Origin of the sequence: Comamonas guangdongensis (assembly GCF_041079535.1) — a bacterium.
GTDB classification, from domain to species: Bacteria; Pseudomonadota; Gammaproteobacteria; order Burkholderiales; family Burkholderiaceae_C; genus Comamonas; species Comamonas guangdongensis.
Genome location: NZ_JBFYGN010000001.1, coordinates 277,985 through 304,063, shown reverse-complemented (window position 1 = coordinate 304,063; position 26,079 = coordinate 277,985). Strand labels below are relative to the sequence as shown.

The window sequence follows — 26,079 nt, the reverse complement described above, 5'->3', positions numbered from 1 at the left end:
ATGGGTTGGAATTTGGGAATAATGGACGCCATTGTAGGCCGAGCCCGGACTGTTCGCGTGGCTCAAGCTTGTTTCAGAGTCCGGGGCATGGCATTGCCAACCCGCCGCCATCTAATCACCGCTCGCACCATGCATACCCATACGATTTTTGTCATTTCCGACGGCACCGGCATCACGGCCGAGACCTTTGGCACGGCCATCATGGCCCAGTTCGATACCAAGCCTCGCATCGTGCGGGTTCCGTTTGTGGACTCCATGGACAAGGTGCATCAGGTCATTCGCCAGATCAACCATGTGGCCTCCGTGGAAAGCAGGAAGCCGATTGTCTTCACCACCCTGGTCAATCAGGAACATCTGGACACCATAGAGGCCAATAGCAAGGGCAAGGTGTTCGATATGTTCGGCACTTTTGTACGCCCCCTGGAGATCGAGCTGGGCCAGAAGTCGCTGCACCGCGTGGGCCGCTTCGCCGATATCAGCGAGAGCAAGGAATATCTGGAGCGCATGGAGGCCATCAACTACACCCTGGCCCACGATGACGGCCAGACCAATACCGACCTCACGGGCGCCGATGTGATCCTGGTGGGCGTGAGCCGCTCGGGCAAGACGCCGACCAGCCTGTATCTGGCCATGCAGTTCGGCCTCAAGGTCGCCAACTACCCGCTGATCCCCGAGGACTTCGAGCGCAAGCAGCTGCCTCCGGCGCTCGAGCCCTTCCGCAAGAAGCTGTTCGGTCTGACCATCGATCCCGCGCGCCTGTCCAGCATCCGCAACGAGCGCCGTCCCGACTCCAAGTACGCCAGCCTGCAGAACTGCCGCTACGAAGTCGCCGAGGCCGAGTCCATGATGCGCCGCAGCGGCATCGAATGGCTGTCGAGCACCACCAAGTCGATCGAAGAGATTGCCACCACCATCCTGCAGGAAGTGCTGCCCCAGCATCTGGGGCATTGATCAAGACTCCCCCTGAGGCGCTTTGCGCCCTCCCCCTCTCTCGCTGCGCGGGAGGGGGACGCAGCCTTCGCTACGAGGCGGGACTTGCTCGGCTGCTCTGACTTGAGGCCCGCCGAATGCTAAGAGGACGGGTGGCTCAGCTCAGCTTTGTCTGCTGCGGCAGCTCCAGCAGCAGATAGTCGACCAGGGCTCGGACCTTGGTCGGCACATATTGCCGGTCCCTGAAGCAGGCGAAGAAGTCCAGCGGCGCGTCGTCGAACTGCAGCAGGCCCTTGCGCCCGGGCTTGAGCGTCAGCGGCAGCAGCCGCCCCTGGCGCACATGGTCGTGCACGATGAAGCTGCCGGCCCAGACTATGCCGCCGCCGGCCACTGCGAACTCGGTCAGCGCGTCGATATCGCTGCCTATGGCGGCTATGCGCTGCTGCGGGTCCGCACGCTGGCCGTCGCGCAGAAAAGGCCAGCGCATCAGCCTCCCGTCGCGCTCGCGCCGGTATAGCAGACATGCATGCCCGAGCAGATCCTGGGCCGTCTGCGGGCTGCCATGCTGCTGCAGATACTGCGGCGCGGCGTAAAGCCTGCGCGGCACGGATACCAGCTGGCGCACGGACATGCCGGGCTCCAGCACATCGCGGTAGCGCACGCTGAGGTCCACATCCTCCTTGAGCACATCCACATGGCGGTCGGTAATCAGCAGCTCCAGCTCCAGCCGCGGATGGCGGGCCGTGAACGCCGGCAGCAGCGGCGCCAGCACATGGCGGCCGAAAGCGGCCATGCAGGCGATGCGCAGACGGCCTTGCAGCTCGCCATGGATCAGCGACAGGTCGGACTGGGCTTTCTCGAGTTCGTCCAGCACCGGCGCCACGCGCGCCAGATAGCGCTCGCCGGCCTCGGTCAGCGCCATGGATCTGGTGGTGCGCGTGATCAAGCGCGTGCCCAGCTCGCGCTCCAGGCGCGCGATGTTCTGGCTGGCCGCCGCCGGCGAAATGCCCAGCTGGCGCGCGGCCGAGGCGATGGAGCCGCCCTCCAGCGCTTTGACAAAGGTTTCTATGGCTCGCAGATTCGGCATGAATACGAATGTATCGTCAAAGCATTCTGAAGTTCAACTTATGAGTGCAACAAGTTCCGGGCCTCTACCGCGATGCTGCGGACCCGCTTACAGTCCGGGTTCTTCAAACAACCTCCAATCGAGTTCCAGCCTTTTCCAGCCTGCGCAAGCTGCTATGGATAGAGTGCCAAACTCCCTGTCCGCACCATGCCCACACCCTCCGCACGCCCCAAGCTGCACAGGCGCTACACGCCTTTTGTCTTCGCCTTCTACATGGCCGGCATCATGGCCTTCCTGATGTGTTGCACCATCGTGGCGGCCAATACCGGCTTCGACAGCGGCTATGTGCGGCGCGTGTTCAGCGCCTATGCGCTGGCCATGCCGGTGGCGTTCTTCTGCGTGATGATGGTGCGGCCGCTGGTGCTCAAACTGGTTGCGCTGACGGTGCATACGCATTGACAGCCAGTGACAGCGAGGTCGTTAGCTATTGAATCTGAAACAGCCTGCGCATGACTGGCTTCAGAATTCAATGCAATCTGTTGAAATTTCAAGCAGGTAAAGCGGTATCAGCTACAAAAATATATTGCAGCGCGCCGTCGCTGCTGCGCACCGGATCGCACTGCATGCCCCAGACCTGGCGCACCAGCGCAGGCTGCAGCACATCCAGCACCGCACCGTGATGCACTCCGGCATCGCCGCCCAGAACCAGCACATCGTCGGCATAGCGCAAGGCCAGGTTCAGATCGTGAATCACCGCCACCACGCCTGCGCCCTGCTGCCCGGCCCACTGGCGCAGCAGGCGCATGGCGTGGTGCTGATGGGCCAGGTCGAGAGCAGCGGTGGGCTCGTCCAGCAGCAGCCAGCGCGCCGCGCCGTCGGCGGGCGGCTGCCAGATCTGTGCCAGCGCCCTGGCCAGATGGGTGCGCGCCCGCTCACCGCCCGATAGCGTGTTGATGCTGCGCTGCGCCAGATGATTGACCCCGGTCAACTCCATGGCCTGCGCCGGAATCTGCGCCTCCCCGGTGCCGGGCTGATGACGATACGGATAACGTCCCAGCTCCACCACCTCCTGGGCCGTGAAGTCAAAGGCCACGCTGCAATCCTGGGGCATGACGGAGCGACGACGTGCCAGCCCCTCCACCGCATGCGCGGACAGCGCCTGCCCGTCGAGCAGGACCTGCCCCGACTGCGGCGCGCGCTCGCCCACCAGCATGGACATCAGCGTGGACTTGCCGGCGCCGTTGGGGCCGAGGATGGCGGTAAAGCGCCCGGCCGGAATCCGCACATCGACCGTCGCCAGGCGCGGCCCCTTGGCTACGCCGACGCCCAGATGGCGGCATTCGAGGCTGGACACCCCTTGGTGCACACTCATACCTTGCTCCTGAACTGGCGCAGCATGGCCAGAAACAGCGGCACGCCGATAAAAGCCGTGAGCACGCCCAACGGCAGCTCGGCCGGTTTGACGAGGGTGCGGGCCACGGCATCGGCACTCACCACCAGCGCCGCACCCAGCAAGGCCGAGCCCGGCAGCACCGCGCGATGGTCGGGCCCTGCAATCAGGCGCACCCAATGCGGCGCCACCAGGCCTATGAAGCCGATGATGCCGGTGGTTGCCGTGACGGCACCCACGGCCAGCGCCGCCACCATCACCGCGCGGCGCTTGGTCTTTTCCACGGCCACGCCCAGCAGATTGGCCTGGGCCTCGCCCAGCGCAATCGCGTTCAAGGGCCTGGCCAGCGCCAGCGCGGCCGCCGCACTGATGGCCACGGCGGCAGACACCAGCGCCACGGCACTCCAGCGCGCAGCCCCCAGGCTACCCAGCAACCACATCTGCAGATTGCGCAACTGCTCGTCGGTAGAGATAAAGCTCAGAAAGCCCAGGCCCGCGCCCGCCAGGGCATTGATGGCAATGCCGGCCAGCAGCATCAGGCCGATGCGGGTAGCTCCCTGGACCTGGCCCAGCACATAGACCACGGCCGTGACCGCCAGGCCTCCGCCGAAGGCCATGGCCACCAGCGCCCAGCTGCCCAGATGACGAGGCAGCCAGGGCAGATACAGACCGCCGAGCACAATGGTCACGCCTGCGGCCAGGGCCGCGCCGCTGCTCACGCCGATCAGGCCGGGGTCGGCCAGCGGGTTGCGAAACAGCCCCTGCATCAGCGCGCCGGCCAGCCCCAGGCCTGCACCCGCGGCCACACCCAGCAGCAGGCGCGGCAGGCGGATATTGAGAAAGACCAGATGCTCGGGACCGCCGCCCGCAGCCATGCCCAAAAGACTGCGCAAGCCGTCCCAGACAATGCCGGGCAACTGGCCCGGAGCAATCGCATAGGCGCCGCTGGCCGCGCCCCAGAGCATGGCCAGCAGCACCAGCAACGCGCCCAGCAGCAGCGTCGCACCGCGGCCGAGGCGACCGGACTGCGAGCGCCAGCGCGAGGCTGGCGGCACCTCGACCGCGGGCTTGGGCACCACGCCCCCCATGCTGGCGCTCATGCTCAAGCCACCCACTGCAGAGCACGCATATGCAAGGCCTGTACCGCGCTGGGCAGGCGCGGCCCGAAGCCCAGCAGATGGCTGGCCTCCAGCGTCACCAGCGCCTTCTTCGGATAGGCGGGCGTCAGCGCCAGCTCGGGCCGCGTCCAGAAAGCCGCCTCGCCGCCCAGCGCCTCTATGCCCTGGGTGGTGTTGACGATCACCTCCGGAGCGGCGCTGGCCATGGCTTCGGCGGTCAACGGCCGGTAGCCCTCGAACTGGTCGATGGCATTCACGCAGCCCGCATACCGGATCAGGGCATTGGCGGCCGTGCCGCGCCCCGCCACCTGGGGGCTGCCGCTGTGCGCCATGACAAACAGCACGCGCGGCTTGCGCTGGGCCTTGGCCACCTGCGCCTGCACGCCGCTCCACTGCGCGTCGAGCTGGGCCAGCAGCTTGTCGGCGTCGGCGGCACGGCCTGTCTCGCGCCCCACGACCTTGACCTTTTCCTGCACCTCGGCCCAGTCATGCCTGGCCGGAACCAGCGACACGCGCACACCGGCCCGGCGGATCTGATCGAGCACCACGGGCGGCCCGGCCTCGCTGGTGCCTATCACCGCATCGGGCTTGAGCGACAGCAGGCCCTCGGCCGAGAGCTGGCGTACATAACCCACCTTGGCGGTCTTCTGCGCGGCTTCGGGAAACAGGCTGGTGGTATCCGTGCCCACCAGCAGGCTCTGGGCATTGAGCAGATAGACCACCTCGGTCAAGGCGCCGCTGAGCGAAACCAGGCGCCGCGTACCTGCCGCAGATGCAAGCGGAGAGGCCGCCAGGGCCAGACCCGGCAAGGCCAGACCCGGCAAGGCGACGACGGCAGCGCCCAGCCATTGCAAACCGCTTCTGCGCGAGATCAGCAGCTCGCTCATGCGGCCTCCGCCACCGGAGTCTGGCGCGCCAGGCCGGCCACCAGATCGCGCCAGCCCTGGAGCTCGGGCTGCCCGGGCTTGCGCTCGCCGAAGAACATGGCCATGTTGTTGCCTTGCTCGTCAAAGGCTTCCACCGAGGTCACCACGCCGTCGCTGGTGGGCTTTTGCACCAGCCAGACATCGGCAATCAGGTCGGTGCGCAGATGCAGATTGAAGCCCTTGTCCAGCACATTGATCCAGCGCACACCGTTGGCTGCATCCATGGGCTGGATATTGCTCACGGGGCCGGTGTGGATCTGGATGCAGCCGCTGCTACCCACAAACACCATGATGGACAGGCCATCCACGGCGGCATCGCCCAGCAGTTGCGCGACGGCGTCGGTGCTCAGGCGCTCGCAGTACTGCGGCACCAGGCGGAAGGCCTGCTGGCGCTCGGCTCCATGCTTGCGCAGCATCTCGAAGAACTCATGCGTGTCCTGCATATCGGTCCAGGCCTGGGTCAGCGCGGGCACGTCGATCTCGGCGTCTGGCTTGATGGTCGGCCTGGCCGCAGGCTCGCGGAACACATAGCCCGCCGAAGGCTCGGCAAAGCGCTCGACCAGCGCGTTCCAGGCCGCCATGTCCGTCGCCTCGCGCGCAAACACCTTGTGCACGGCGCGACCCGAGGCATCGTAGAACTGCAGGCTGTGCGCGGCCGGGCGATGGCCGTTGGCGGCCTCCTCGGTCACGGCGAAGCCCGCATGCCAGTGCATGAAGAACAGGCGCAGATCGATCTCGCGGCTCAGTGCCAGACCGACCGGGCCCTGGGCCGAGAGGTTCTGATAGATGCCGTCCTTCTCATGCACCGTGGATTCGTTGCGCGTGAGCGCCATCACCTGGCCGCAGGCCTCCAGGCCTTTGAGGATGTCCAGCCATTCGGCGCGCAGCGCCACGACCTTGAGCGCGCGCTCATGCTCGCCGCCGTGGGCCGCGATCACCGCGCCTTCGCTGAGCTGCAGCGCTTCGGCCGCGTCCTTGGCGCGCAGGCCTTGCTGGCGTTTTTGCGCAAACTGCTCGCGGATTTGCACCGCGGTCATGGTCTGGAATTCTGGGGTCGTGATGGCGTTCATTGCAGGGTCTCCGGGCTGTGGTGCCAGTGCGGTTGCGGGTTGGAAAATTCTTCGTCAAAGCGGGAGGCCGAAGCCACCGGCTCCGGCTCGGGCCGGGCCAGCAACTGGGCCACATGGGCCCAGCGCTGACCCAGCCGCTGCAGGAAATGGCGCATGTCGCCCGAGCGCTCGCCGCCGTCCAGGCCATCGGCCAGGCGCACCAGCTGTTCGGCAACTCGCTGGGCCATGGGCGCACGATGGACAGCGCAGCAGCCCTGGCTGAAGCCGGTCATCAGCGCCAGCACCGTGGCCAGCTGGGCCTCGCCTTCGGTCAGCAGATATTCCTCGTCGCGGCTGCCAGAGACACTTTGGGTACTGGCGGCGTTCTCATCAACAGACATGGCACACTCCCGCAGTTTTGAATCAAAAAGGCCTCGAGCGCTTTATGAGAAAGCGCTCTCAGCTATCAAATCAGAAGTCCTGAACCAGGGACACGCGCACATAGCGGCCCGGCTGGCTGTAGGCGTCAACAATCAGCGTGCTTGCCGTGAGGCCGCGCACATCGGACCAGCGCCAGTACTTTTTGTCGGTCAGGTTGTAGACGCCCACATTCAGGCGCGTGTCGGGGCGAATCCGCCATTGCGCGCTCAGGTCCAGCACCGTGGCGCCGGGGCTGAGCCAGGCATCCGCGGCCGCATCCTTGGCCTTTTTGCCGGCCCAGTGCGAGGCGCTGAACTGCACGCCCACATTCGAGGTGTCGTAGCGCACGCCCAGCACCAGTTGCTGGGGCGAGATGGTGTCCACCGGCTTGTTCGTGCTCTTGTCCGTGCCCTTGGTATAGCCGTAGGCGGCATTGGTGCGCCAGTTGCCGCCCGCGAACCGTCCCCAGTCGTAGTCGGCCTTGAGCTCGAAGCCGTGGATATTCACGCGGTTCAGGTTGACGGACTGGAAGGTGGCCGGGTTGTTGCGGTTGCCGTATTGGCCGGCCACCTGCACCTGGTCCTGGATGAAATCCTTGTAACGCCCCGTGAACACTGCGGCATCCAGACGCAGCGCGCTCATGCGGCCGCGCAGCCCCAGCTCGAAGGTATTGCTCTTCTCGGGCCTGAGATCGGGATTGGGAATGCTTTTGTAGAAGGCCAGCGGGTTCTCGAAGAAGGCATTGATCTGCCCTGCATTCGGCGCTCTGAAACCGGCGGCATAGTTGCCGTAGACGGCCCAGGCGTCGTTCATCTGGAACATCGCACCCAGCTTGGGAGAGACCGCAGAGTCCGAATTGCTGACCGCCGTGCCGCCAAAGCCGGCCTGCTTGGGCTTGATGCTGTAGTGCTCGGCCCGCAGTCCGGGCGTCAGGCTGAAAGCGCCGTAGTGCAGCTCGGCCTGGGCAAACAGCGCGGCCGAGGTTTCCGTGGTGTCGGGGAAGCGCTTGAGCGGGAAGCTCTCGCCCGCCGGAGGCGTGATGCCGTTCTGCTCGTTGACCACCTTGCCGCGCAGATAGTCCACGCCATAGCTGAACTTGCCGCCGGCATTGCTGCCCCAGCGCAGCGTCTTGCCGGCCTGGGCATGCAGCTGCAGCGCGTCTTCGTCATAGCTCACATCGCGCTCGCGATATGGCAGGCCCACGCGGGTTTCGGTCACGAACTCGCGCGAATCCGAGCTTTGGTAGCTGGCCATCAGCTTGAGTTCGTCGGCCAGCGCCGTATCGAGCTGCTGCCACTGGCCTTGCCAGCTGGCGCGCCAGCGCTTCATGGAGGTCTTGGACTGGGAATCCGTCACCGTGGCGCTGCGCGCGGTCAGCAGGTCGTAGTCGGCGCGCTTGTCCACGTTTTCCAGCGTGAACACATGTTTCTGCACGGCCGAAGGCGTATAGACCAGACGGCCGAGCAAAGAATGGCTTTTGTCTGTTTCGGGATTGGGCGTAGTGCGGCTGGCTCCCACGGCGTTGTTGCGGCCCATGTTCTCCAGCGCGCCGGAGCGGCCTATGCCTGCAGAGATCAGCCAGCTCCACTCGGGACTGGCGCGCCCGGCAAGCGTGGCACCCACGCGCTTGCCGTTGTCGGACCCGTCATAGCTGGCCGAGACGCGACCGCCAATGGTCTTGCCGTCCTTGAGCAGATCGTCGGGCTGTACGGTGATGAAGTTGACCAGGCCGCCCATACCGTCGGAGCCATAGAGAGCAGGCACGGCACCGCGCAGAATTTCCACTCGCTGCACCAGGCCCAGATCCAGATAGTCGCGGCCGAAGGCATTGGCGCTGAAGGCATAGCTGCGCGGCAGACGCACGCCGTCGACCAGCATCAGCACACGGTTGCCCTCGAGGCCGCGGATATTGAAGCCGCTGTTCTGATCGCGCCCCGTGGGGGAGCCCGCCAGCGAAAAACGCGCCGGGCTGCGCGGCACGGTCACATTGGGCAGCTTGGCTGCAAGCTCGCGGATATCGCCGATCTGCTCCTCCTCCATCTGCCTGGCGTCGATGACGTCGACGCTCATGGGCAGGCTGTCGGCATCCTGCTCGTCGCGCGAAGCACTGACCACCACATCGCGCATCACCGGTGCGCTGCGATCCGCATGGGCTGCGGCGACCTGAATTGTCTCCAGCGCTTTTTGCTGGGCCTGGGCCGAGATGGAGGCACAGGCCAGTGCGCAGGCAAAGGCAAGTGGACGGAGATTGGAGCGTGGCGCCAGCATGGCGCGGGCGTGCAAAGCGGTGGCGGATGCCATACCAGAAACCCTCTTGATTCATTGAACTGATGAGAGCTGGCTTCTGGCAGGCCGCACGGCAAGAACCCGTGGCTGGCAGCACATATGCTGGCTGAGTGCCTCTTAGTATATGCGAATAATTCTCAATACCAAATAAAACACATGACACAGATGAGTGCAAATGTCCGCAAACCAGGGATTGGCAAGCCCCGGGCCCGGGTTCATGATGCTCATTGTTTCCACAGCCGTTCATAGCACCATGACCCCTGACCGAAGTCGCGGGTCCGCCCTGCCCCCGCGCTGAAGTCACGGCCACTGGCTCTGCAGCAGACACCGGGCAGGAGGACCCAGCCTCAGCCCGGAGAGCCTGCGACGCAGAGGCGCTGCAACTCCCCGCCCAGCACCAACGCAGCCGGTTCGTGCGGCTGCAGGGAGTTACCCGTGACACGCGTCCTCGCCCAGAAGTTTAGACGCGGCTTTCTGCTGGTGCCACGCGGCATTGCCGCCGCGCGCCGCCTGGGACCGGGCCTCATCACCGGCGCCGCCGACGACGACCCCAGCGGCATCGCCACCTATTCCCAGGCCGGCGCCCAATGGCGCTTCGGCCTGGTGTGGATGGTGCTGCTGACCACGCCGCTGATGATCGGCATCCAGATGCTGTCCGCGCGCATAGGCTGGGCCACGGGCCGCGGTCTGGCCGCCAATATCGCGGCGCTGTGCCCGCGCTGGCTCACGCGCAGCCTGGTGACCCTGCTGGTGGTGGCCAACACCATCAATATCGCGGCCGACATAGGCGCCATGGCCGAGGCCGCGCGGCTCATCGTCGGCGGCTCGCCCGTGCTGTTCAGCCTGCTGTTCGGTGCGCTGTGCCTGCTGGCGCAGGTGTTTTTCTCCTACGAGCGCTCGGTGCGCCTGCTCAAATGGCTGACGCTGTCGCTGCTGTCCTATTTCGCCGTGGTGATGGTGGTCCATGTGCCGCTGCGGCAACTGGCCCATGAGTCCCTGCGGCCCTGGCAGTTCTTCCCCGCCGACACCTCGCTGCGCGACTATGCGGCCATGGTCGTGGCCGTGCTCGGCACCACCATCAGCCCCTATCTGTTCTTCTGGCAGGCAGCCCAGGAAGTGGAGGATCTGCGCCTGCGCCCCTATGCGGCGGCGCTGCACCTGCATCCGGCCTATGTGCAGGAGCACCTGGCCCGCATCCGGCTCGACACCACGGTGGGCATGATGCTGTCCAACGGCGTGGCGCTGAGCATCGTGGTGGCCACGGCCGTGACGCTGAACCTGCAGGGCATCACCCAGATCCAGACCTCGGCCCAGGCTGCCGAGGCCCTGCGCCCCGTGGCCGGCGAGCTGGCTTTCACGGTCTTCGCGCTGGGCATCATAGGCACGGGCCTGCTGGCGGTTCCGGTGCTGGCCGGCTCGGCCGCCTATGCCGTCAGCGAGGTGCTGGGCTGGAAGGCCAGCCTCTCGCATGGCTTTCACGAGGCGCGCGGCTTCTACGGCCTGATCATTGCCGCCACGGGCCTGGGCACGCTGCTGGGCATGCTCGAGGTCGATCCCATCCAGGCCCTGGTGTGGGCCGCCGTGGTCAACGGCGTGATCTCCGTGCCCATCATGGCCGTGATGCTGTGGCTGGGCCAGTCGCCGCGCATCATGGGCGATCTGACCATCTCGCTGCGCCACCGGCTGCTGGGCTGGAGCGCCACGGTCTTGATGGCGCTGGCCGTGGTGGTGATGCTGGTCACCTTGTAGGGCCGGCAACAAAAAGGACTGCCGCGGCAGTCCTCTTCAATCGCACATGGCTCACGCCCATCGAGGGCGGAACCATGTTCAGGCTCAGTGGCGGATCAGGTGATCGAAGGCCGACAAGGCCGCCGTGGCGCCGGCGCCCGCAGCGATGATGATCTGCTTGAACGGCACATTGGTGCAGTCGCCGGCCGCAAACACGCCGGGCAGGCTGGTCTCGCCCTTGGCGTTGATCGCGATCTCGCCGAAGCGCGTCAGCTCGACCGTGCCCTTGAGCCAGTCGGTATTGGGCAGCAGGCCGATCTGCACAAAGATGCCTTCGAGCGCGATCTGCTTGATCTCGTCCGTGCCGCGGTCCTTGTAGGTAATGCCGGTGACCTTCTTGCCGTCGCCGTTGACCTCGGTGGTCTGGGCGTTGAGGATCACGGTCACGTTGGGCAGCGTGGCCAGCTTCTTCTGCAGCACGGCATCGGCCTTGAGTTCGCCCGCGAACTCCAGCACGGTGACATGCCTGACCAGGCCGGCCAGGTCGATGGCCGCCTCGATGCCCGAGTTGCCGCCGCCGATCACGGCCACGTCCTTGCCCTTGAACAGCGGGCCGTCGCAGTGCGGGCAGTAGGTTACGCCCTTGGTGCGGTACTGGTCCTCGCCGGGCACATTCATGTTGCGCCAGCGCGCGCCCGTCGACAGGATCACGGTCTTGGCCTTGAGCGTGGCACCGGATTCGGTCTGCACCTCGATCAGACCGCCTTCGGTGGCCGCGGGGATCAGCTTGGCCGCGCGCTGCTGGCCCATGATGTCCACCTCGTAGTCACGAACGTGGTTCTCCATGGCCGCGGACAGCTTGGGGCCTTCGGTCTTGTTGACCGAGATGAAGTTCTCGATGTCCACGGTATCCAGCATCTGGCCGCCGATGCGGTCGGCGGCAATGCCGGTGCGAATGCCCTTGCGCGCCGCATAGATGGCTGCGGCCGCGCCGGCGGGGCCACCACCGACGATCAGCACATCGAAAGCCTGCTTGGCCGAGATCTTCTCGGCTTCGCGTGCCGCCGCACCGGTATCGACCTTGGCCACGATCTCGGCCAACTCCATGCGGCCCTGGCCGAAGCGCTCGCCGTTGATGAAGACCGTGGGCACGCCCATGATTTCGCGGTCTTCCACTTCCTTCTGAAACAGGCCGCCGTCGATCGCGGTGTGCGTAATCTTGGGGTTGAGCACCGACATCAGGTTCAGTGCCTGCACCACGTCCGGGCAGTTGTGGCAGGACAGCGAGTAATAGGTCTCGAAATTCAGCGGCGTGTCGATATTCCTGACCTGCTCCAGCAGCTCGGCCGACTCCTTGGAAGGATGGCCACCCACCTGCAGCAGAGCCAGCACCAGCGAGGTGAATTCATGGCCCAGGGGCACGCCCGCAAAGCGCAGGCCGGTGTCCACACCGGGATTGGTGATCAGGAACGAGGGCTTGCGCACGTCGAGGTCGTTGTTCTCGACGACGGTGATCTTGTCGCTGAGTTCCTTGATTTCCAGCAGCAGTTCCTTGAGCTCGGCAGCACCCTTGCTGTCATCCAGCGAAGCCACCAGCTCCACCGGACGCTGCAGACGCTCCAGATAGGCTTTCAGTTGGGCTTTCAGGTTGTTGTCAAGCATGGGTCACTCCTTCAGGAAACACGAATAACGCAAAAATTCGGGTAAAAAAAACCCGGGCGCCAGGCACCCGGGCGTCTTCAACAGTTCAACTGTGAATGGATTGGCAAGCACCGCCAGCTTCTGACAAAAACTGGCACGGCCCAACTCAGAGACGCCGAGCAAGAGCCGCCTTGTGGCGATGGCGTCGTCCCCACCAGGGGGAAGGCGCGCAGCGCCTCAGGGGGTACTTAGATCTTGCCGACCAGGTCCAGCGAGGGAGCGATGGTCTTGGCGCCTTCCTTCCACTTGGCGGGGCAGACTTCGCCGGGGTGAGCGGCAGTGTACTGGGCAGCCTTGAGCTTGCGCAGGGTTTCCGACACATCACGGGCGATTTCGTTGGAATGGATTTCCTGGGTCTTGATCACGCCATCGGGGTTGATCACGAAGGTACCGCGCAGAGCCAGGCCTTCTTCGGGGATGTGCACGCCAAAAGCGTTGGTCAGCTGGTGCGTGGGGTCGCCCACCAGAGGGAACTGGGCCTTGCCCACGGCATCGGAAGTCTCGTGCCACACCTTGTGCGAGAAGTGCGTGTCGGTGGTGACGATGTACACCTCGGCGCCGGCCTTCTGGAATTCGGCGTAGTTGTTGGCAGCGTCTTCGATTTCGGTCGGGCAGTTGAAGGTGAAGGCCGCAGGCATGAAGATCACCACGGACCACTTGCCCTTGAGGTTGGCTTCGGTCACTTCGATGAACTCGCCCTTGGCGGCGCCAGCGCGTTGCACGAAAGCGGTGGTCTTGAAGGGTTGGACTTGCGTATTGATCAGGGACATTGCTCTTTCCTCTTGGTTAGCGATGGAACACGGAACGAAGTTTAGACTTCAGTGCTTGATAAATCTAATCAATTGACTTTATATCATCGATTGATTTAATCAATATATCTTCGCTGCACGAAACTGCGTTGCCACGGCAGTGAAGATCAGCCTTCTATTGTGGGGGGTTTCCGCAGCTTTCGAGCAATGAGCCCTTCAATCGCCGCCATAGCTTTTCTTCCGTCATCAAACCGTCAGCAGTGCCAGATCCTGGGGAGAGTTAAACGAGAACGCGCATCATGTGCAGCCAATGCGCGAGGACATGGGCATTTCTTGATCTGTCGCATAAACCAACGACAATCCGAGTAACAGAACAACCGCCCCGGAAGGAGTCCCCCCATGAAAGGTGACGCACAAGTCATTTCCTGGCTGCAAGCTCAGCTCAAGAACGAACTGACCGCCATCAACCAGTACTTTCTGCACTACCGCATGTACAAGCACTGGGGCTTCGACAAGCTGGGCAAGAAGGAATACGAGGAATCCATCGGCGAGATGAAGCACGCCGACTGGCTGATGGACCGCATCTTCATGCTCGACGGCCTGCCCAATCTGCAGGATCTGGGCAAGCTGCAGATCGGCGAGGACGTGCCCGAGGCGCTGGCCTGCGACCTGCGCCTGGAGCAGGCTGCCCAGCAGACCATCAAGGACGGCATGGCCCACTGCGAGGCCGTGCGCGACTATGTCTCGCGCGATCTGCTGCAGAAGATCCTGGACGACACCGAAGAGCATATCGACTACCTCGAAACCCAGCTCGATCTGATCGACAAGGTGGGCGTGCAGAACTATCTGCAGTCGCAGATGGGCGAAGCTTCCTGAGCCTCGGCCAGTGACGAAAAAAAAGCGGACTCCGGTCCGCTTTTTTCATGGCCTCGCGGCAACTCAGCTGGGCATCAGAAAATCCCGGCTGATGCTCGAGCCCAGATCGTTGATGCGATCCAGGAACTGCGTCAGATAGGCATGCAGACCCGTGGTCAGGATCTCGTCGATGCGGCCGTACTGCAGATCGGCGAGCAGGCGCCCGGCCTTGCGTTCGGTCTCGCTCGAGTGCTCGTTGCCCACGCGCTCCAGGTTCTTGACCACCTCGCGCATGCTGGCCAGCAGCGAGCGCGGCATGTCGGCGCGCAGCATCAGCAGCTCGGCCACACGCTCCGGCGTGATCACGTCGCGGTAGACCTTGCGGTAGATCTCGAAGGCCGAGACGCTGCGCAACAGCGCGCTCCAGTGGTAGAAGTCGAAGTTCATCATGGCGCGGCCACGCGGCATGCCGTGGTAGTCGCGCTCTATGGAGTGGAACTTCACATCCAGCAGCCGGGCCGTGTTGTCGGCCCGCTCCACGAAAGTCCCCAGGCTCACGAAGTGCAGGGCCTCATCCTTGAGCATGGTGCCCAGCGACACGCCGCGCCACAGATGCGAGCGGTATTTGACCCATTCAAAGAAGTGGGCCGGGTCCTTCTTCCAGCCCTCCTTGGCGAAGTTGCGCTGCAGCGCCAGCCAGGTCTGGTTCTGGGTCTCCCAGGACTCCGTGGTCAGCGCCCCGCGCACCGCGCGGGCGTTCTCGCGCGCGGCCTTGAGGCAGGAGAAGATGGAAGACGGATTGATCTCGTCCGACACCATGAACTCGAGCACAGAGTCTCGGTCCACCGACGCATAGCGGTCCCTGAAGGCCGGTATCAGCTCGCTGATGGACAGCACGCTGTGCCAGCCGCGGTGCGCATCATGGATGGCCTGGGGCAGCATGGCGGTTTCATAGGACACGCTGAGCATGCGCGCCGTGTTCTCGGCGCGCTCGGTGTATCGGGACATCCAGTACAAATGGTCTGCGGTACGTGACAGCATCAACGGCCTCCGTCTTGATCTTCGAGCACCCAGGTGTCCTTGGTGCCTCCGCCCTGGGATGAGTTCACCACCAGCGAGCCTTTCTTGAGCGCCACGCGCGTCAGCCCGCCCGCGACCATATTGATCTCGGTGCCCGCGAGCACGAAGGGCCGCAGGTCGATATGGCGCGGCGCAATGCCTTTTTCCACCATGGTCGGGCAGGTGGACAGGCTCAGCGTGGGCTGGGCAATATAGCCGGCGGGATTGGCCAGCAGCGCACGCCGGAAGTCCTCGATCTCGGCCTTGGTCGCGGCCGGACCGATGAGCATGCCGTAGCCGCCCGCGCCGTGGACCTCCTTGACCACCAGCTCGTGCAGATGCGCGAGCACGTATTGCAGGTCTTCCTGCTTGCGGCACAGCCAGGTGGGAACATTCTGCAGGATGGGCTCCTCACCCAGATAGAAGCGGATCATCTCGGGCACATAGGGATAGACCGATTTGTCGTCGGCCAAACCCGTGCCCACGGCGTTGCAGATATTGACGTTGCCGGCCCGGTAGGCGCGCATCAGCCCCGCGCAGCCCAGCGTGGATGTGGGGCGGAACACCTCGGGATCGAGAAAGTCATCGTCGACACGGCGGTAGATCACGTCCACCCGCTGCAGGCCCTGGGTGGTGCGCATATAGACCATGTCTTTCTCGACCACCAGATCCTGGCCTTCGACCAGCTCCACCCCCATCTGCTGGGCCAGGAAAGCATGTTCGAAATAGGCGCTGTTGTGCATGCCGGGCGTGAGCACCACCACCGTGGGCTCCTGTACGCCCTGGGGCGCGCTGGCGCGCAGGGTGTCCAGCAGCATGTCCGGGTAGTGGGCCACGGGCGCCACCGCATGTTTGCTGAACAGCTCGGGGAACAGCCGCATCATCATGCGGCGGTTTTCCAGCATATAGGACACGCCCGAAGGCACACGCAGATTGTCCTCGAGCACGTAGTACACGCCCTCGCCGCTGTCGCTGCCGGGCGCCGGGGCCCGCACGATGTCTATGCCGGCGATATTCGCGTAGACATCGTTGGGCACCTGGATGCCCTCCATCTGGGGCCGGTACTGGCTGTTGCCGCGCACCAGCTCCTGCGGGATCAGGCCCGCGCGCACCATGTCCTGGCCGTGGTAGGCATCGCGGATGAAGCGGTTCAGGGCCGTGACGCGCTGCACCAGGCCCGCCTGCATGCGGCTCCATTCGTGGGCGGGAATGATGCGCGGGATCAGGTCGAAGGGAATCAGCCGCTCCGTGCCCGCACCGCTCTCGTCCTTGTCGCCATAGACGGCGAAGGTGATGCCCACGCGGCGAAACACGATCTCAGCCTCGGCGCTGCGGGTCTGCAGATAGTCCTGCGACTGCTTCGCGAGCCACTGCGCGTAGTCCCGATAGTGGTCCCGCACCGCGGCGGCGCCCGAGTTCAGATACATCTCATCGAAGGTGCGCATTCCAGTCCTCTCATTCTTGACACGGCGGATAACGGCCGTGCCCGGTTCGGTTTAGCGATGCCGCGACGCGGCGGAACCCGCCGGCCTCCGGTACCAGCCATGCCCGCACGCCATGCAACAGCATGACAACACTTTCTCCATGCAAACCTTATGCCAATTTATCAGGGCCGTGCCGTAGAAGCCGCATGCACATCCCAATAATGCGCCCGAATCTGCCGCTCGCATTGCAAACTCTGCGGCCGCTCCGAATTCCAGTAGGCTGCGCCGCAACGGTCCTGAATCACGATCCGGCTGCCCGCGCTTTCATAACGCTCCAGCACCGCCGGCACCGGATGGCCGAAACGGTTCAGATAGCCGGCCTGCACCATGGCCCACCGAGGACTCAGGCCCTGCGCCCAGGGCGCGGTCGATGAGGTCTTGCTGCCGTGGTGGGGCACCAGCAGCCAGTCCACGGGAGCGCCCAACCCGGCCTCCAGCAACTGCCGCTCCTGCGCGGCTTCTATATCTCCGGCCAGCAAAGCCACACGGCCCGTGGCCGAGCGCAGTCGTAGCACACAGCTGCCAAAGTTGGGCCTGGGCTTGCGCCCGCCCAGCCAGTCGTCGCCGGGCGGCGGATGCAGCACTTCGAACTCCACGCCATCCCATTGCCAGCGCTGGCCTCGGGTGCAGCGCTGCACGGGCGCCAGGGCCGCAAGCAGCGGATCTTCGATCACGGAATCCGATCCCCAGACCGCCAGCCCCGGCTGCGCGCCACTGACGGCCAGCGCGCCACCGGTGTGGTCGCTGTCGCGGTGGCTGAGCATCATGGCGTCCAGCCTCATGCCCTGGGCGGCCAGCAGAGGCAGAAGCACGCGCTCGCCGGCGTCGTTGCTGCGGCCGTACCGCGGTCCCGCGTCATACAACATGCGATGCGCGGCCGTGCTGATGATCACCGCATTGCCCTGGCCGATGTCGGCGGCCAGCAGCTCGAACTCGCCCCAGCGCGGCCATGCAGCGGGCCAGCACAGGGCCGGCAGCGCGAACAAGGCCGACACCAGCCTGAGCCTGGCGGGCAGGGGGGCAATCAGCAGCAGGCCCGCGCCTATGGCCAGCACGCTGGCCCACCACGGGGGCTGGGGCTGGGCCCAGACCGCCCAGGGCAAAGCCGCCAGCCATTGCAACAGTGCCATCAGGGGCAGCATGGCCGCAGCGGCCCAGGCCGCGGCCGCCGGCACCAGGGCCGCGAGCAGGGCCAGCGGCGTGACGATCAGCGTCACCCAGGGAATGGCCAGCAGATTGGCCAGCAGACCGACGATGGAGACCTGACCAAACAGCAGCAGGCCCAGCGGCGCCAGGGCCAGGGAGATCAGCCACTGCTCGCGCCAAAGCCCCTGCAGCTTGGACAGCAAACGCCGTGCAGCCTTTTCGCTTTCAGCGTGGGAAGCTCCCGCATCTGTAGCAAGCAGAACACCCACGGCCACAAAGCTGAGCCAGAAGCCGGCCTGCCATAGCGCCCAGGGATCGGCGGCCACCACCACGGCCAGAGCCAGCAGCCAGACGCAGGGCCAAGGCCAGCGCACGCCCAGCCACTGCAGCAACGCCACCACGGCCAGCATGCACACGGTGCGCTGCGCGGGCAGACCCCAGCCGCTGAACAAGGCATAGGCTGCGGCCAGCAACACGCCGGCCAGCAGCGCCACGCGCGGAGCAGGCCAGATGCGGCAAGCGCCTGCGCTCAGCCGCCAGAGCCGCCCCACCAGCAGCGCCGCAATCCACGCAAACATCGTGATATGCAAACCCGAGATGCTCATGAGATGAGCCACGCCGGTCTGGCGGAACATAGCCCAGTCGGCGCGGTCTATGGCCTGCTGGTCGCCGACCGCCAGGGCGGCCACCACACCGACGGCGGCCTGCTGCCTGTCCACGGCCATGGCGGGCCACCAAAGCTGCAGCCGCGCCGACTGGGCCAGAATGCGATCGCGCAACCATTGGCGCCAGCGCTGCAGCCGGTATTGGGGCGTGAGCTCGAGCAGCTGCGGCGCCGACTGCTCGCGCACATAGCCCGCGGCCTGCACGCCCTGCTCCCAGGCCTGGAGCTCGTAATCAAAACCATGGGGATTGCGCGAGCCATGCGGACGTTTGACGCGCACCGTGAAGCGCCAGCGCTGGCCGGGACTCAGTGCCACGCCATGGGCCCAGCCGGCAAGCCGAGGTTCGGCCGCATCCAGTTCCTGCCCGAACGGGCCGTACCAGGACAGCTCCATCACGCCCGGCACGCCTTGCGGCGCCCGTTCGACCACAAAGCGCCAGCGCTGGCCATTGGCCGTGTTCTGCAGCATGGAGGCTATCGTCCCCGTCACCTCGATGTCCACGGCCTCCAGCGACTTGGGCAAGGTCTGCTCCAGATAGGCGTGGGCACGCCAACCGCTCAGGCCCGCCACACAGCAGGCGGCGCCCGACATCAGCCACAGCCAGCGCCATACCGCCCGGCCACGCACCAGCGTGGCAAGCATGGCCAGGGCACAGCCGGCGCCCAACAGCCACAGGTAGGCGGGCAGGCTCCACAGCCCTGCCTGGCTGACCTGCCAGGCCGCGCCCAGCACGCAGCCCCACAGCGGCGCCAGCCACGAAAGGCGCTCGCGGGACCGGACAAGGCTGGAGCTGGGCGACATGACGCCATGCTAGATGCGGGTGCTAGGCCCACAGACTGCGGCTATCCCTGCCCCGCAACTCGCATGACAGCCGCCTCCGGCGTCTGCTCCATGTGCACCATCCGCTATTAATTCAAAAACCGCTGCTGTGCATGCCCGGTGGCTGTGTCAAACTTGGCAGCCTTTTATTGCCACACTTGCGGAGTCCGTCATGAGCGTCTACGACAAACTCAAAGCCCTGAACATCAGCCTGCCCGAAGTGGCGCTGCCCGCCGCAGCCTATCTGCCCTATATGCAGAGCGGCAATCTGGTGTTTCTCAGCGGCCATGTCGCCAAGAAGAACGGCCAGCCCTGGGTCGGCAAGCTGGGAGAGAACATGACGACCGAAGAGGGCAAGCAGGCGGCCCGCGCCGTGGCCATCGACCTGATGGGTACCTTGCAGCACGCCTGCGGCGGCGATCTGAGCCGTATCAAGCGCATCGTCAAGGTGATGAGTCTGGTGAACTCCTCCACCAGCTACACCGAGCAGCACCTCGTCACCAATGGCTGCAGCGAACTGCTCGGCGAAGTCTTCGGCGAGGCCGGCAAGCATGCGCGCAGCGCTTTCGGCGTGGCCCAGATCCCCATGGGCTGCTGCGTGGAAATCGAGCTGATCGCCGAGCTCGCGGCCTGATCCGCGCAGCGGTTTCAAGACATGGCAGCGCCGCCGCTGGTCCTGAGCATTCAATCCCATGTCGCCTACGGGCATGTGGGCAATGATGCGGCCGTGCTGCCGCTGCAGCTGCTGGGTATGGAGCCCGTGGCCGTGCATACCGTGCAGTTTTCCAACCACACGGGCTATGGCGAGTTCAAGGGCCAGGTCTTCACACCCGCCCATGTGCAGGATGTGCTCGACGGCCTGCGCGCACGCGGCGTGCTGGCCCGCTGCAGCGCCATACTCTCGGGCTATCTGGGCGACGCCGGCGTGGGCGAGGTGATTCTTGCCGCTGTGCAGGAGGTGCGCGGCATCCGCCCCGAGGTCCACTATCTCTGCGATCCCGTGATGGGCGATGTGGGCCGCGGCATCTTTGTGCGCCCCGGGATCCCCGACTTTCTGCGCAGGCGCGCGCTGTCCCTGGCCAGCGTGATCACGCCGAATCACTATGAGTTCGAGCTGCTCAGCGGCAGGCCACTGACCAGTGTTGCTGCCGCCATCGAGGCAGCGCGCGCCATGCTGGCCCAGATGCATGAGGGGCCGACAGCGCTGATCGTCATCACCAGTCTGCGCACCGCAGACCTGCCCGCCGACAAGCTGGCCACCCTGGCGGTCACGGCGGGCGGCGCCTGGCTGGTGCAAACGCCTTTTGTCGACCTCCAGCCCCTGCCCAACGGCATGGGCGATGTGTTCTCCGCCGTGCTGCTAGGCCATCTGCTTCAGACGCGCACGGTGCCGGACGCACTCTCCAGCGCCGTGAGCACCCTGTATGCACTGGTCTCGCACACCGAGTCCGGCCAGCGCGACCTGCCCCTGGTGGCCTGCCGCGAGCAGATCATGCGGCCCGCACAGAGTTTTGCGGCCGTGGCACTTGCGGGCTAGGCCGCATCAACCCTCATGCTCCAGCGCGGCCCGGTACAAGGCGGGCCGCTGCTGCGCGGCGACGGCCGGAGCGATCCTGGGGGCTTGTGCAGAAATCGCCTGAGCCGCCTGTTGCTGGCCGGCCCAGCCATGGTCCATACGGAATATGCTGACCGTTTGCGTCAGCTGCTCGGCCTGCTCGCGCAGGCTCTGGGCCGCGGCCGCCGACTGCTCCACCAGGGCCGCATTCTGCTGGGTCATCCCGTCGAGCAGGCCTATGGACTGGTTGACCTGGGTCACGCCGGTGCTTTGCTGCACGGAGGCCTCGGTCACCTCGGCAATCATCAGGCTCGCGTTCTGCACCGACTGCACGATCTCGTCCATGGCCGACCCCACGCTTTGCACCAGCCGGGAGCCGTCGTGCACGCGCTCCACCGAGCTGCCGATCAAGGCCCGGATTTCCTTGGCCGCATCGCCGCTGCGCTGCGCCAGGCTGCGCACCTCGCTGGCCACCACGGCAAAGCCGCGCCCCTGCTCCCCGGCTCTTGCGGCTTCCACGGCCGCATTGAGCGCCAGGATATTGGTCTGAAACGCAATGCTGTCGATCACGCCAATGATGTCACCAATCTTCTGGCTGCTGTGGTGAATCTCATCCATGGTCGCGATCATGCTGGCCACGACCTCGCCCCCGCGCCGGGCCAGGCTCGCGGCATCGCTGGCCGTCTCGCGCGCCTGGGCAGCGCTGCTGGCGCTGTGGCGAATGGTGCTGGTGAATTCCTCCATGGCGGCGGCCGTCTGCTGCAGATTGCTTGAGGTCTGCTCGGTGCGGTTCGAAAGATCCTGATTGCCGCCCGCAATCTGCGCGCTGGCGACGGCAATGCTGTCCGCGCTCTGGCGCACCCGGGCCACCATGTCGTTGAGCGCCCGGCACATGGCTTGCAAGGTGCGCAGCAGATCGCCAAACTCGTCGCCGCGCCCGACCGTCCCGCCCAGGCTCAGATCGCCTTTGGCAATGCGCTCGGCCATGGCCTGGGCCTGCTGCAGCGGCGTGCGCATGCTTCGGATCAGGAAATAGGCGCCTACCGCCATGGCCAGCAGCAGAATCAGCACGGCCGCCCCCGCCAGTTTGACGGTTTCCAGGCGCATGGCCGCCATCTCCGCCTGACTGTTCAAGGCCTCCTGCTTCTGCAGCTGCACATAGTCCCTCAGAGTCTGCTGATAGGCGGCCAGGGCCGGCTTGTAGGACTTCTCGACCAGGGCCAGGCCCTGCTGGATCTGCCCCGACTGCTTGAGTTGTCTGGCCTGGTTACGCGCCGCGATCATGGCTCCGCGGGACGCGGCGATTCTCTGCATCTGAGCCCGATCTTCAGCCGATAGCGGCATGGACTCGATGGATTTCTGCACCTCGGATATCTGTGCCGAAGTCGCTTCGATCGGGCTCTTGAAAGCCTCTTCGACCGCGGGGTCCGCACTCAGGATCACGGCCAGCGTACGCGCTGCATTGGCCTCCGTCAGCCCCATCCATTCAATGGCCAGATCCACGCGCTGGCGCATCTGCTGCGCGGCGCGGTCCGAAAGTTCCTGCGCCCTGGAGGAGCGATAGGCGGAAAAGCCCACCACTCCCAGCAGACACAGCATCAGCAAGATCACCGCGCCCCAAAGCTTGTGCGCCATTCGAAGTCGCTGCATATGCCCTCTGTTTCATGGAGTTATATGAAATAAAGGTACCAAAGACATCAACTATCAACAGCCGGAGTTTCCCTTTCAAGCCTGCTCCGGGTCAATGGTCCGGGCCCGAAATGAAAAAAACCGTGCCGACTCCAGGTCGGCACGGCTTGGCATGCGCGGGACTTATTCCACGCGGGTCACGCTCTGGGGCTTGAAGCCCAGGTCCGCTGCCTTGCCCTTGCGGCCCCGGTTGCCGCGCGCATTGTTGAGGCTGCGGATTTCGAGGTTCTCGCTCCGGACCTTGCCGCCACGCCCCACGCCATCCAGTCGAATGCTGCGCGTATAGGCTGCGGCACCGGCCAGTTGGTCCTTGTCTTCCAGACTGATGAGCATGAGGCCGCGCCCGCCCTTGGGCATGGCCTTGAGCTCGCCGATCTCGAAGGTCAGGATGCGCCCACCCACCGAAGCGCAGATCACATGGCTGGCCGCGTTCAGCAAACCAGCGCCCTGCTCGCCGCCTTCCACAGGCTCGGCGCGCGCGTTCATGGGCACGCCCTGCACCACCGACGGTGCACACAAGGTCTCGCCCTCTCCCAGCGTGACAAAGGCCTTGCCCGCCTTCTGGCGCGAGACCATATCGCCCACCGTCGCCATGAAGCCATAGGCGCCTGAACCCGATAGCAGCAGCTGCGTGCTATCGGCGCCCGCAAAGTAGTACAGCAGCTGGGTGCCGGCTTCGAGCTCGATCAGCGTGGTCACGGGCTGGCCGTCGCCGCGTCCGCCCGGCAGTGCCGAGACCGGCACGGAATACACGCGGCCATTGCTGCCGAAGGCCAGCAGCTGGTCCACGGTACGGCATTCGAAAGTTCCGTGCAGGCTGTCGCCGGCCTTGAAGCTCAGCGTGCCCGCTTCCACGCCATGGCCGTGGCGCGTACGCACCCAGCCCTTGTCGGAAATGATCACGGTCGTGGCTTCATCCACTACCTTGACCTCGGCCACCACTTTCTTCTCCTCTTGGATCAGCGTGCGGCGATCGTCGCCAAAGGTCTTGGCGTCCTGCTCGATTTCCTTGCAGATCAGGCGGCGCATGGTGGCCTCGCTGCCCAGGATGTCTTCGAGCTTGCCCTGCTCGCTGCGCAGTTCCTTGAGCTCCTGCTCGATCTTGATGGCCTCCAGCCTTGCCAACTGGCGCAGACGGATCTCGAGGATGTCCTCGGCCTGGCGATCCGAGAGATGGAACTCGTCTATCAGGGCCTGCTTGGGCTCATCGCTGGCGCGGATGATGGCAATCACCTTGTCGATGTTCAGCAGCACGGCCTGACGGCCTTCAAGGATGTGGATGCGGTCCAGCACCTTGGCCAGGCGGTGCTGGCTACGCCGCGTCACGGTCTGGAAGCGGAAGGCAATCCACTCCTCCAGCATCTGGCGCAACGACTTCTGCACCGGGCGACCGTCAAGGCCGATGCTGGTCAAATTGATGGAGCTCGAAGACTCCAGGCTGGTGTGGGCCAGCAGCGCCGTGATCAGCTCCTGCTGCGGAATCTTGCCGGTCTTGGGCTCGAAGACGATGCGCACCGGTGCATCCTTGCTCGATTCGTCGCGCACGCCATCGAGCACGGCCAGCATGCTGGCCTTGAGCTGGGTTTGCTCCTGAGTCAGCGCCTTCTTGCCGGTCTTGACCTTGGGGTTGGTGATGTCCTCGATCTCTTCGAGCACCTTCTGCGCCGAGACGCCGGGTGGCAGCTCGATCACCACCAGCTGCCACTGGCCGCGCGCCAGCTCCTCGATCTTCCAGCGCGCGCGCACCTTGAGGCTGCCGCGGCCCGTGCGGTAGGCATCGGCGATATCGCTGCTCGAGGAAATGATCTGGCCGCCGCCCGGATAGTCGGGGCCGGGAATCAGTGCCTGCAGCTCCTCTTCGGGCAGTTGCGGCTTCTTGATCAAGGCCACGCAGGCATCGGCGACCTCGCGCAGATTGTGGCTGGGAATTTCGGTGGCCAGGCCCACGGCAATGCCGCTGGCGCCGTTGAGCAGCGCGAACGGCAGGCGCGCGGGCAGCTGCCTGGGCTCTTCGGTGGAGCCGTCGTAATTGGGCACGAAGTCCACCGTCCCCATATCGATCTCGTCGAGCAGCAGGCCGGTGATCTTGGACAGGCGCGCCTCGGTGTAACGCATGGCCGCGGCGCCGTCGCCGTCGCGGCTGCCGAAGTTGCCCTGGCCATCGACGAGCGGATAGCGCTGGTTGAAATCCTGGGCCATGCGCACCAGCGCGTCATAGGCCGACTGGTCGCCGTGCGGATGGAAGCGGCCCAACACATCGCCGACCACGCGTGCGCTCTTGACGGGCTTGGCCGCCGTGTTGCCACTGGGGCCGCTGTAGCCCAGGCCCATGCGGTCCATGGCGTAGAGAATGCGGCGCTGCACGGGCTTGAGGCCATCGCTGACATCCGGCAGGGCGCGGCCCTTGACCACCGACAAAGCGTATTCGAGATAGGCGCGCTGTGCATATTGGCCCAGGTCCAGGGCCTCGCCGGCGGCTTGTTGAGACAAATCCAGTATGGTTTGATCGCTCATGAATTCTTTGTAATTTTCCAAATTGCGCGAGTCAGGCGACTCAAGGCATTGCCAGGTCGGAGGCCGCAGGGGCATTGCCTGCGGGCAGGGTCATGCGCACGCGCGGCGCAGTCCGGCTCGCCGACGAGGCCACGCTGGCGCGCGGCCCCGACGAGCCTGCGGCCTGCAGCTGCTCGTAAATGCCCATCACGGCCTTGACGTAGTTCATGGTTTCTTTGTAGGGCGGCACGATGCGGCCGAACTTCTGCACCGCGCCCTCGCCGGCGTTATAGGCGGCCAAGGCCAGATCCAGACGACCCGGAAACAGGTCCATCAGATAGCTGAGATAGCGCGCGCCGGCCGGCACGTTGACCGCGGGGTCGGCCAGTTGCTGCTGCACGCTGCGCTGCTTGCTGGCGGCAACGCCAAAGCGCTGTGCCGTGGCGGGCATCAGCTGCATCAGGCCCACGGCACCCTTGGGCGAAACGGCTTCGGTATCAAAGCCGGACTCCACGGCGATCACGGCCTTGAGCAGGTCGTAGTCTACGCCCGTGGCGTCGGCGGCCTTGCGCAGATGGCCGCGCAGGTGCTTGAAGCCCGGCGCGGTCTCGAAGAGATTGCCGACCTTGGTGCGCGCATTGAGTCCTGGTGCGGCCGAATCTGGCCGCAGGTGCAGACCCTGTTCGCTGCTGTCGTAGACATTGCCTTTGAAGAACAGCTTGTAGCGCGCATCAATGGCTTCGGCCGCGAAATGGGTCACGCCCAGCTCATCCACATAGGCCCAGAGATCGGCATGCGCGGACGGAGCCAGAGCCAGCCAGCCCGCTGCGGCCAGCAGCAGCTGCAGGCAGCCGCGGCGCAGCCCGCCCGCCAGAAAGCGGCTGCGGCCTGACAGCGTCGGGAGCAAGGGCTTTGACATCATGTGATCCATTCAGCGCAATGCCGGGGGCG

Annotated in this window: 21 protein-coding genes; 6 read left to right on the top strand and 15 right to left on the bottom strand. The window is 65.2% G+C overall.

The window, feature by feature from the left end:
• Nucleotides 1-129 precede the first annotated feature (129 nt).
• Nucleotides 130-951, top strand: coding sequence for a posphoenolpyruvate synthetase regulatory kinase/phosphorylase PpsR (ppsR, locus tag AB6724_RS01365; protein WP_369336704.1), 822 nt, complete (start codon nt 130-132; stop codon nt 949-951).
• A 136-nt stretch (nt 952-1,087) separates the two neighbouring features.
• On the opposite strand, the gene AB6724_RS01360 is transcribed toward ppsR, so the two are convergent.
• Nucleotides 1,088-2,017 carry a LysR family transcriptional regulator gene (locus AB6724_RS01360; RefSeq protein WP_369336703.1) on the bottom strand — a complete coding sequence of 310 codons (930 nt, stop codon included), beginning with the start codon at nt 2,015-2,017 and terminating at the stop codon, nt 1,088-1,090.
• A gap of 186 nt (nt 2,018-2,203) precedes the next feature.
• On the opposite strand from AB6724_RS01360, the gene AB6724_RS01355 reads away from it, so the two are divergent.
• A complete protein-coding gene (locus tag AB6724_RS01355; protein WP_369336702.1) occupies nt 2,204-2,455 on the top strand; it encodes a DUF2798 domain-containing protein in 252 nt (83 codons plus the stop codon).
• Nucleotides 2,456-2,543: 88 nt separating this feature from the next.
• On the opposite strand, the gene AB6724_RS01350 is transcribed toward AB6724_RS01355, so the two are convergent.
• From AB6724_RS01350 to AB6724_RS01325, 6 genes are all read right to left on the bottom strand, one after another.
• On the bottom strand, nt 2,544-3,368 hold the full coding sequence (locus tag AB6724_RS01350) for a heme ABC transporter ATP-binding protein (RefSeq protein ID WP_369336701.1): 825 nt from the start codon (nt 3,366-3,368) through the stop codon (nt 2,544-2,546).
• Complete coding sequence (locus tag AB6724_RS01345; protein ID WP_369336731.1) at nt 3,365-4,474, bottom strand: FecCD family ABC transporter permease; 1,110 nt, start codon at nt 4,472-4,474, stop codon at nt 3,365-3,367. The genes AB6724_RS01350 and AB6724_RS01345 overlap by 4 nt, the downstream gene beginning before the upstream one ends.
• Nucleotides 4,475-4,488: 14 nt before the next feature.
• The gene (locus AB6724_RS01340; protein WP_369336700.1) at nt 4,489-5,391 is read right to left on the bottom strand and encodes a heme/hemin ABC transporter substrate-binding protein; all 903 of its coding nucleotides are present in this window, start codon (nt 5,389-5,391) and stop codon (nt 4,489-4,491) included.
• Entirely contained in the window at nt 5,388-6,500 is a 1,113-nt protein-coding gene (locus AB6724_RS01335) for a hemin-degrading factor (protein WP_369336699.1), read from the bottom strand. The genes AB6724_RS01340 and AB6724_RS01335 overlap by 4 nt, the downstream gene beginning before the upstream one ends.
• On the bottom strand, nt 6,497-6,880 hold the full coding sequence (locus AB6724_RS01330; protein ID WP_369336698.1) for a hypothetical protein: 384 nt from the start codon (nt 6,878-6,880) through the stop codon (nt 6,497-6,499). Before AB6724_RS01330 ends, AB6724_RS01335 begins: the two co-directional genes overlap by 4 nt.
• Before the next feature lie 70 nt (nt 6,881-6,950).
• Nucleotides 6,951-9,200 (bottom strand): TonB-dependent hemoglobin/transferrin/lactoferrin family receptor, encoded by a 2,250-nt coding sequence (locus AB6724_RS01325; RefSeq protein WP_369336697.1) that lies wholly within the window; start codon nt 9,198-9,200, stop codon nt 6,951-6,953.
• A 420-nt stretch (nt 9,201-9,620) separates the two neighbouring features.
• Here AB6724_RS01325 and AB6724_RS01320 point away from each other — a divergent pair, with 420 nt between their 5' ends.
• Nucleotides 9,621-10,934, top strand: coding sequence for an NRAMP family divalent metal transporter (locus AB6724_RS01320; protein WP_369336696.1), 1,314 nt, complete (start codon nt 9,621-9,623; stop codon nt 10,932-10,934).
• A gap of 84 nt (nt 10,935-11,018) precedes the next feature.
• Here the strand turns inward: AB6724_RS01320 and ahpF are convergent, their stop codons facing one another.
• Together ahpF and ahpC are read right to left on the bottom strand one after the other, a co-directional pair.
• Complete coding sequence (gene ahpF, locus AB6724_RS01315; protein WP_369336695.1) at nt 11,019-12,575, bottom strand: alkyl hydroperoxide reductase subunit F; 1,557 nt, start codon at nt 12,573-12,575, stop codon at nt 11,019-11,021.
• A gap of 227 nt (nt 12,576-12,802) precedes the next feature.
• On the bottom strand, nt 12,803-13,384 hold the full coding sequence (ahpC, locus tag AB6724_RS01310) for an alkyl hydroperoxide reductase subunit C (RefSeq protein WP_369336694.1): 582 nt from the start codon (nt 13,382-13,384) through the stop codon (nt 12,803-12,805).
• 378 nt (nt 13,385-13,762) lie between these two features.
• Here ahpC and bfr point away from each other — a divergent pair, with 378 nt between their 5' ends.
• On the top strand, nt 13,763-14,239 hold the full coding sequence (gene bfr, locus AB6724_RS01305; RefSeq protein WP_369336693.1) for a bacterioferritin: 477 nt from the start codon (nt 13,763-13,765) through the stop codon (nt 14,237-14,239).
• Between the two features lie 63 nt (nt 14,240-14,302).
• On the opposite strand, the gene AB6724_RS01300 is transcribed toward bfr, so the two are convergent.
• The 3 genes from AB6724_RS01300 to AB6724_RS01290 all read right to left on the bottom strand — a co-directional run bounded on the left by AB6724_RS01300 (nt 14,303) and on the right by AB6724_RS01290 (nt 19,373).
• Nucleotides 14,303-15,259, bottom strand: a complete 957-nt coding sequence (locus AB6724_RS01300) for an alpha-E domain-containing protein (RefSeq protein ID WP_369336692.1) — start codon at nt 15,257-15,259, stop codon at nt 14,303-14,305.
• The gene (locus AB6724_RS01295) at nt 15,259-16,722 is read right to left on the bottom strand and encodes a circularly permuted type 2 ATP-grasp protein (protein ID WP_369336691.1); all 1,464 of its coding nucleotides are present in this window, start codon (nt 16,720-16,722) and stop codon (nt 15,259-15,261) included. Before AB6724_RS01295 ends, AB6724_RS01300 begins: the two co-directional genes overlap by 1 nt.
• A 161-nt stretch (nt 16,723-16,883) precedes the next feature.
• Nucleotides 16,884-19,373 (bottom strand): DNA internalization-related competence protein ComEC/Rec2, encoded by a 2,490-nt coding sequence (locus AB6724_RS01290; protein ID WP_369336690.1) that lies wholly within the window; start codon nt 19,371-19,373, stop codon nt 16,884-16,886.
• 190 nt (nt 19,374-19,563) lie between these two features.
• Between AB6724_RS01290 and AB6724_RS01285 the strand changes: the two genes are divergently transcribed.
• Together AB6724_RS01285 and pdxY are read left to right on the top strand one after the other, a co-directional pair.
• Nucleotides 19,564-20,025, top strand: a complete 462-nt coding sequence (locus tag AB6724_RS01285; protein ID WP_369336689.1) for a RidA family protein — start codon at nt 19,564-19,566, stop codon at nt 20,023-20,025.
• 21 nt (nt 20,026-20,046) lie between these two features.
• Nucleotides 20,047-20,928, top strand: a complete 882-nt coding sequence (gene pdxY, locus AB6724_RS01280) for a pyridoxal kinase PdxY (RefSeq protein ID WP_369336688.1) — start codon at nt 20,047-20,049, stop codon at nt 20,926-20,928.
• Between the two features lie 6 nt (nt 20,929-20,934).
• Here the strand turns inward: pdxY and AB6724_RS01275 are convergent, their stop codons facing one another.
• The 3 genes from AB6724_RS01275 to AB6724_RS01265 form a co-directional block, all read right to left on the bottom strand.
• Nucleotides 20,935-22,596: a methyl-accepting chemotaxis protein gene (locus AB6724_RS01275; RefSeq protein WP_369336687.1), complete on the bottom strand. Its 1,662-nt coding sequence runs from the start codon at nt 22,594-22,596 to the stop codon at nt 20,935-20,937.
• A 162-nt stretch (nt 22,597-22,758) separates the two neighbouring features.
• Entirely contained in the window at nt 22,759-25,149 is a 2,391-nt protein-coding gene (gene parC, locus AB6724_RS01270; RefSeq protein WP_369336686.1) for a DNA topoisomerase IV subunit A, read from the bottom strand.
• 40 nt (nt 25,150-25,189) lie between these two features.
• Complete coding sequence (locus AB6724_RS01265) at nt 25,190-26,047, bottom strand: lytic transglycosylase domain-containing protein (protein ID WP_369336685.1); 858 nt, start codon at nt 26,045-26,047, stop codon at nt 25,190-25,192.
• Nucleotides 26,048-26,079: the final 32 nt, after the last annotated feature.

Excerpts from the sequence above, each read along its gene's own strand:
- ppsR (WP_369336704.1), top strand. The coding sequence starts at position 130 with ATGCATACCCATACGATTTTTGTCATTTCCGACGGCACCGGCATCACG.
- AB6724_RS01360 (WP_369336703.1), bottom strand. The coding sequence starts at position 2,017 with ATGCCGAATCTGCGAGCCATAGAAACCTTTGTCAAAGCGCTGGAGGGC.
- AB6724_RS01355 (WP_369336702.1), top strand. The coding sequence starts at position 2,204 with ATGCCCACACCCTCCGCACGCCCCAAGCTGCACAGGCGCTACACGCCT.
- AB6724_RS01350 (WP_369336701.1), bottom strand. The coding sequence starts at position 3,368 with ATGAGTGTGCACCAAGGGGTGTCCAGCCTCGAATGCCGCCATCTGGGC.
- AB6724_RS01345 (WP_369336731.1), bottom strand. The coding sequence starts at position 4,474 with ATGGGGGGCGTGGTGCCCAAGCCCGCGGTCGAGGTGCCGCCAGCCTCG.
- AB6724_RS01340 (WP_369336700.1), bottom strand. The coding sequence starts at position 5,391 with ATGAGCGAGCTGCTGATCTCGCGCAGAAGCGGTTTGCAATGGCTGGGC.
- AB6724_RS01335 (WP_369336699.1), bottom strand. The coding sequence starts at position 6,500 with ATGAACGCCATCACGACCCCAGAATTCCAGACCATGACCGCGGTGCAA.
- AB6724_RS01330 (WP_369336698.1), bottom strand. The coding sequence starts at position 6,880 with ATGTCTGTTGATGAGAACGCCGCCAGTACCCAAAGTGTCTCTGGCAGC.
- AB6724_RS01325 (WP_369336697.1), bottom strand. The coding sequence starts at position 9,200 with ATGGCATCCGCCACCGCTTTGCACGCCCGCGCCATGCTGGCGCCACGC.
- ahpF (WP_369336695.1), bottom strand. The coding sequence starts at position 12,575 with ATGCTTGACAACAACCTGAAAGCCCAACTGAAAGCCTATCTGGAGCGT.
- ahpC (WP_369336694.1), bottom strand. The coding sequence starts at position 13,384 with ATGTCCCTGATCAATACGCAAGTCCAACCCTTCAAGACCACCGCTTTC.
- bfr (WP_369336693.1), top strand. The coding sequence starts at position 13,763 with ATGAAAGGTGACGCACAAGTCATTTCCTGGCTGCAAGCTCAGCTCAAG.
- AB6724_RS01300 (WP_369336692.1), bottom strand. The coding sequence starts at position 15,259 with ATGCTGTCACGTACCGCAGACCATTTGTACTGGATGTCCCGATACACC.
- AB6724_RS01295 (WP_369336691.1), bottom strand. The coding sequence starts at position 16,722 with ATGCGCACCTTCGATGAGATGTATCTGAACTCGGGCGCCGCCGCGGTG.
- AB6724_RS01290 (WP_369336690.1), bottom strand. The coding sequence starts at position 19,373 with ATGTCGCCCAGCTCCAGCCTTGTCCGGTCCCGCGAGCGCCTTTCGTGG.
- AB6724_RS01285 (WP_369336689.1), top strand. The coding sequence starts at position 19,564 with ATGAGCGTCTACGACAAACTCAAAGCCCTGAACATCAGCCTGCCCGAA.
- pdxY (WP_369336688.1), top strand. The coding sequence starts at position 20,047 with ATGGCAGCGCCGCCGCTGGTCCTGAGCATTCAATCCCATGTCGCCTAC.
- AB6724_RS01275 (WP_369336687.1), bottom strand. The coding sequence starts at position 22,596 with ATGCAGCGACTTCGAATGGCGCACAAGCTTTGGGGCGCGGTGATCTTG.
- parC (WP_369336686.1), bottom strand. The coding sequence starts at position 25,149 with ATGAGCGATCAAACCATACTGGATTTGTCTCAACAAGCCGCCGGCGAG.
- AB6724_RS01265 (WP_369336685.1), bottom strand. The coding sequence starts at position 26,047 with ATGTCAAAGCCCTTGCTCCCGACGCTGTCAGGCCGCAGCCGCTTTCTG.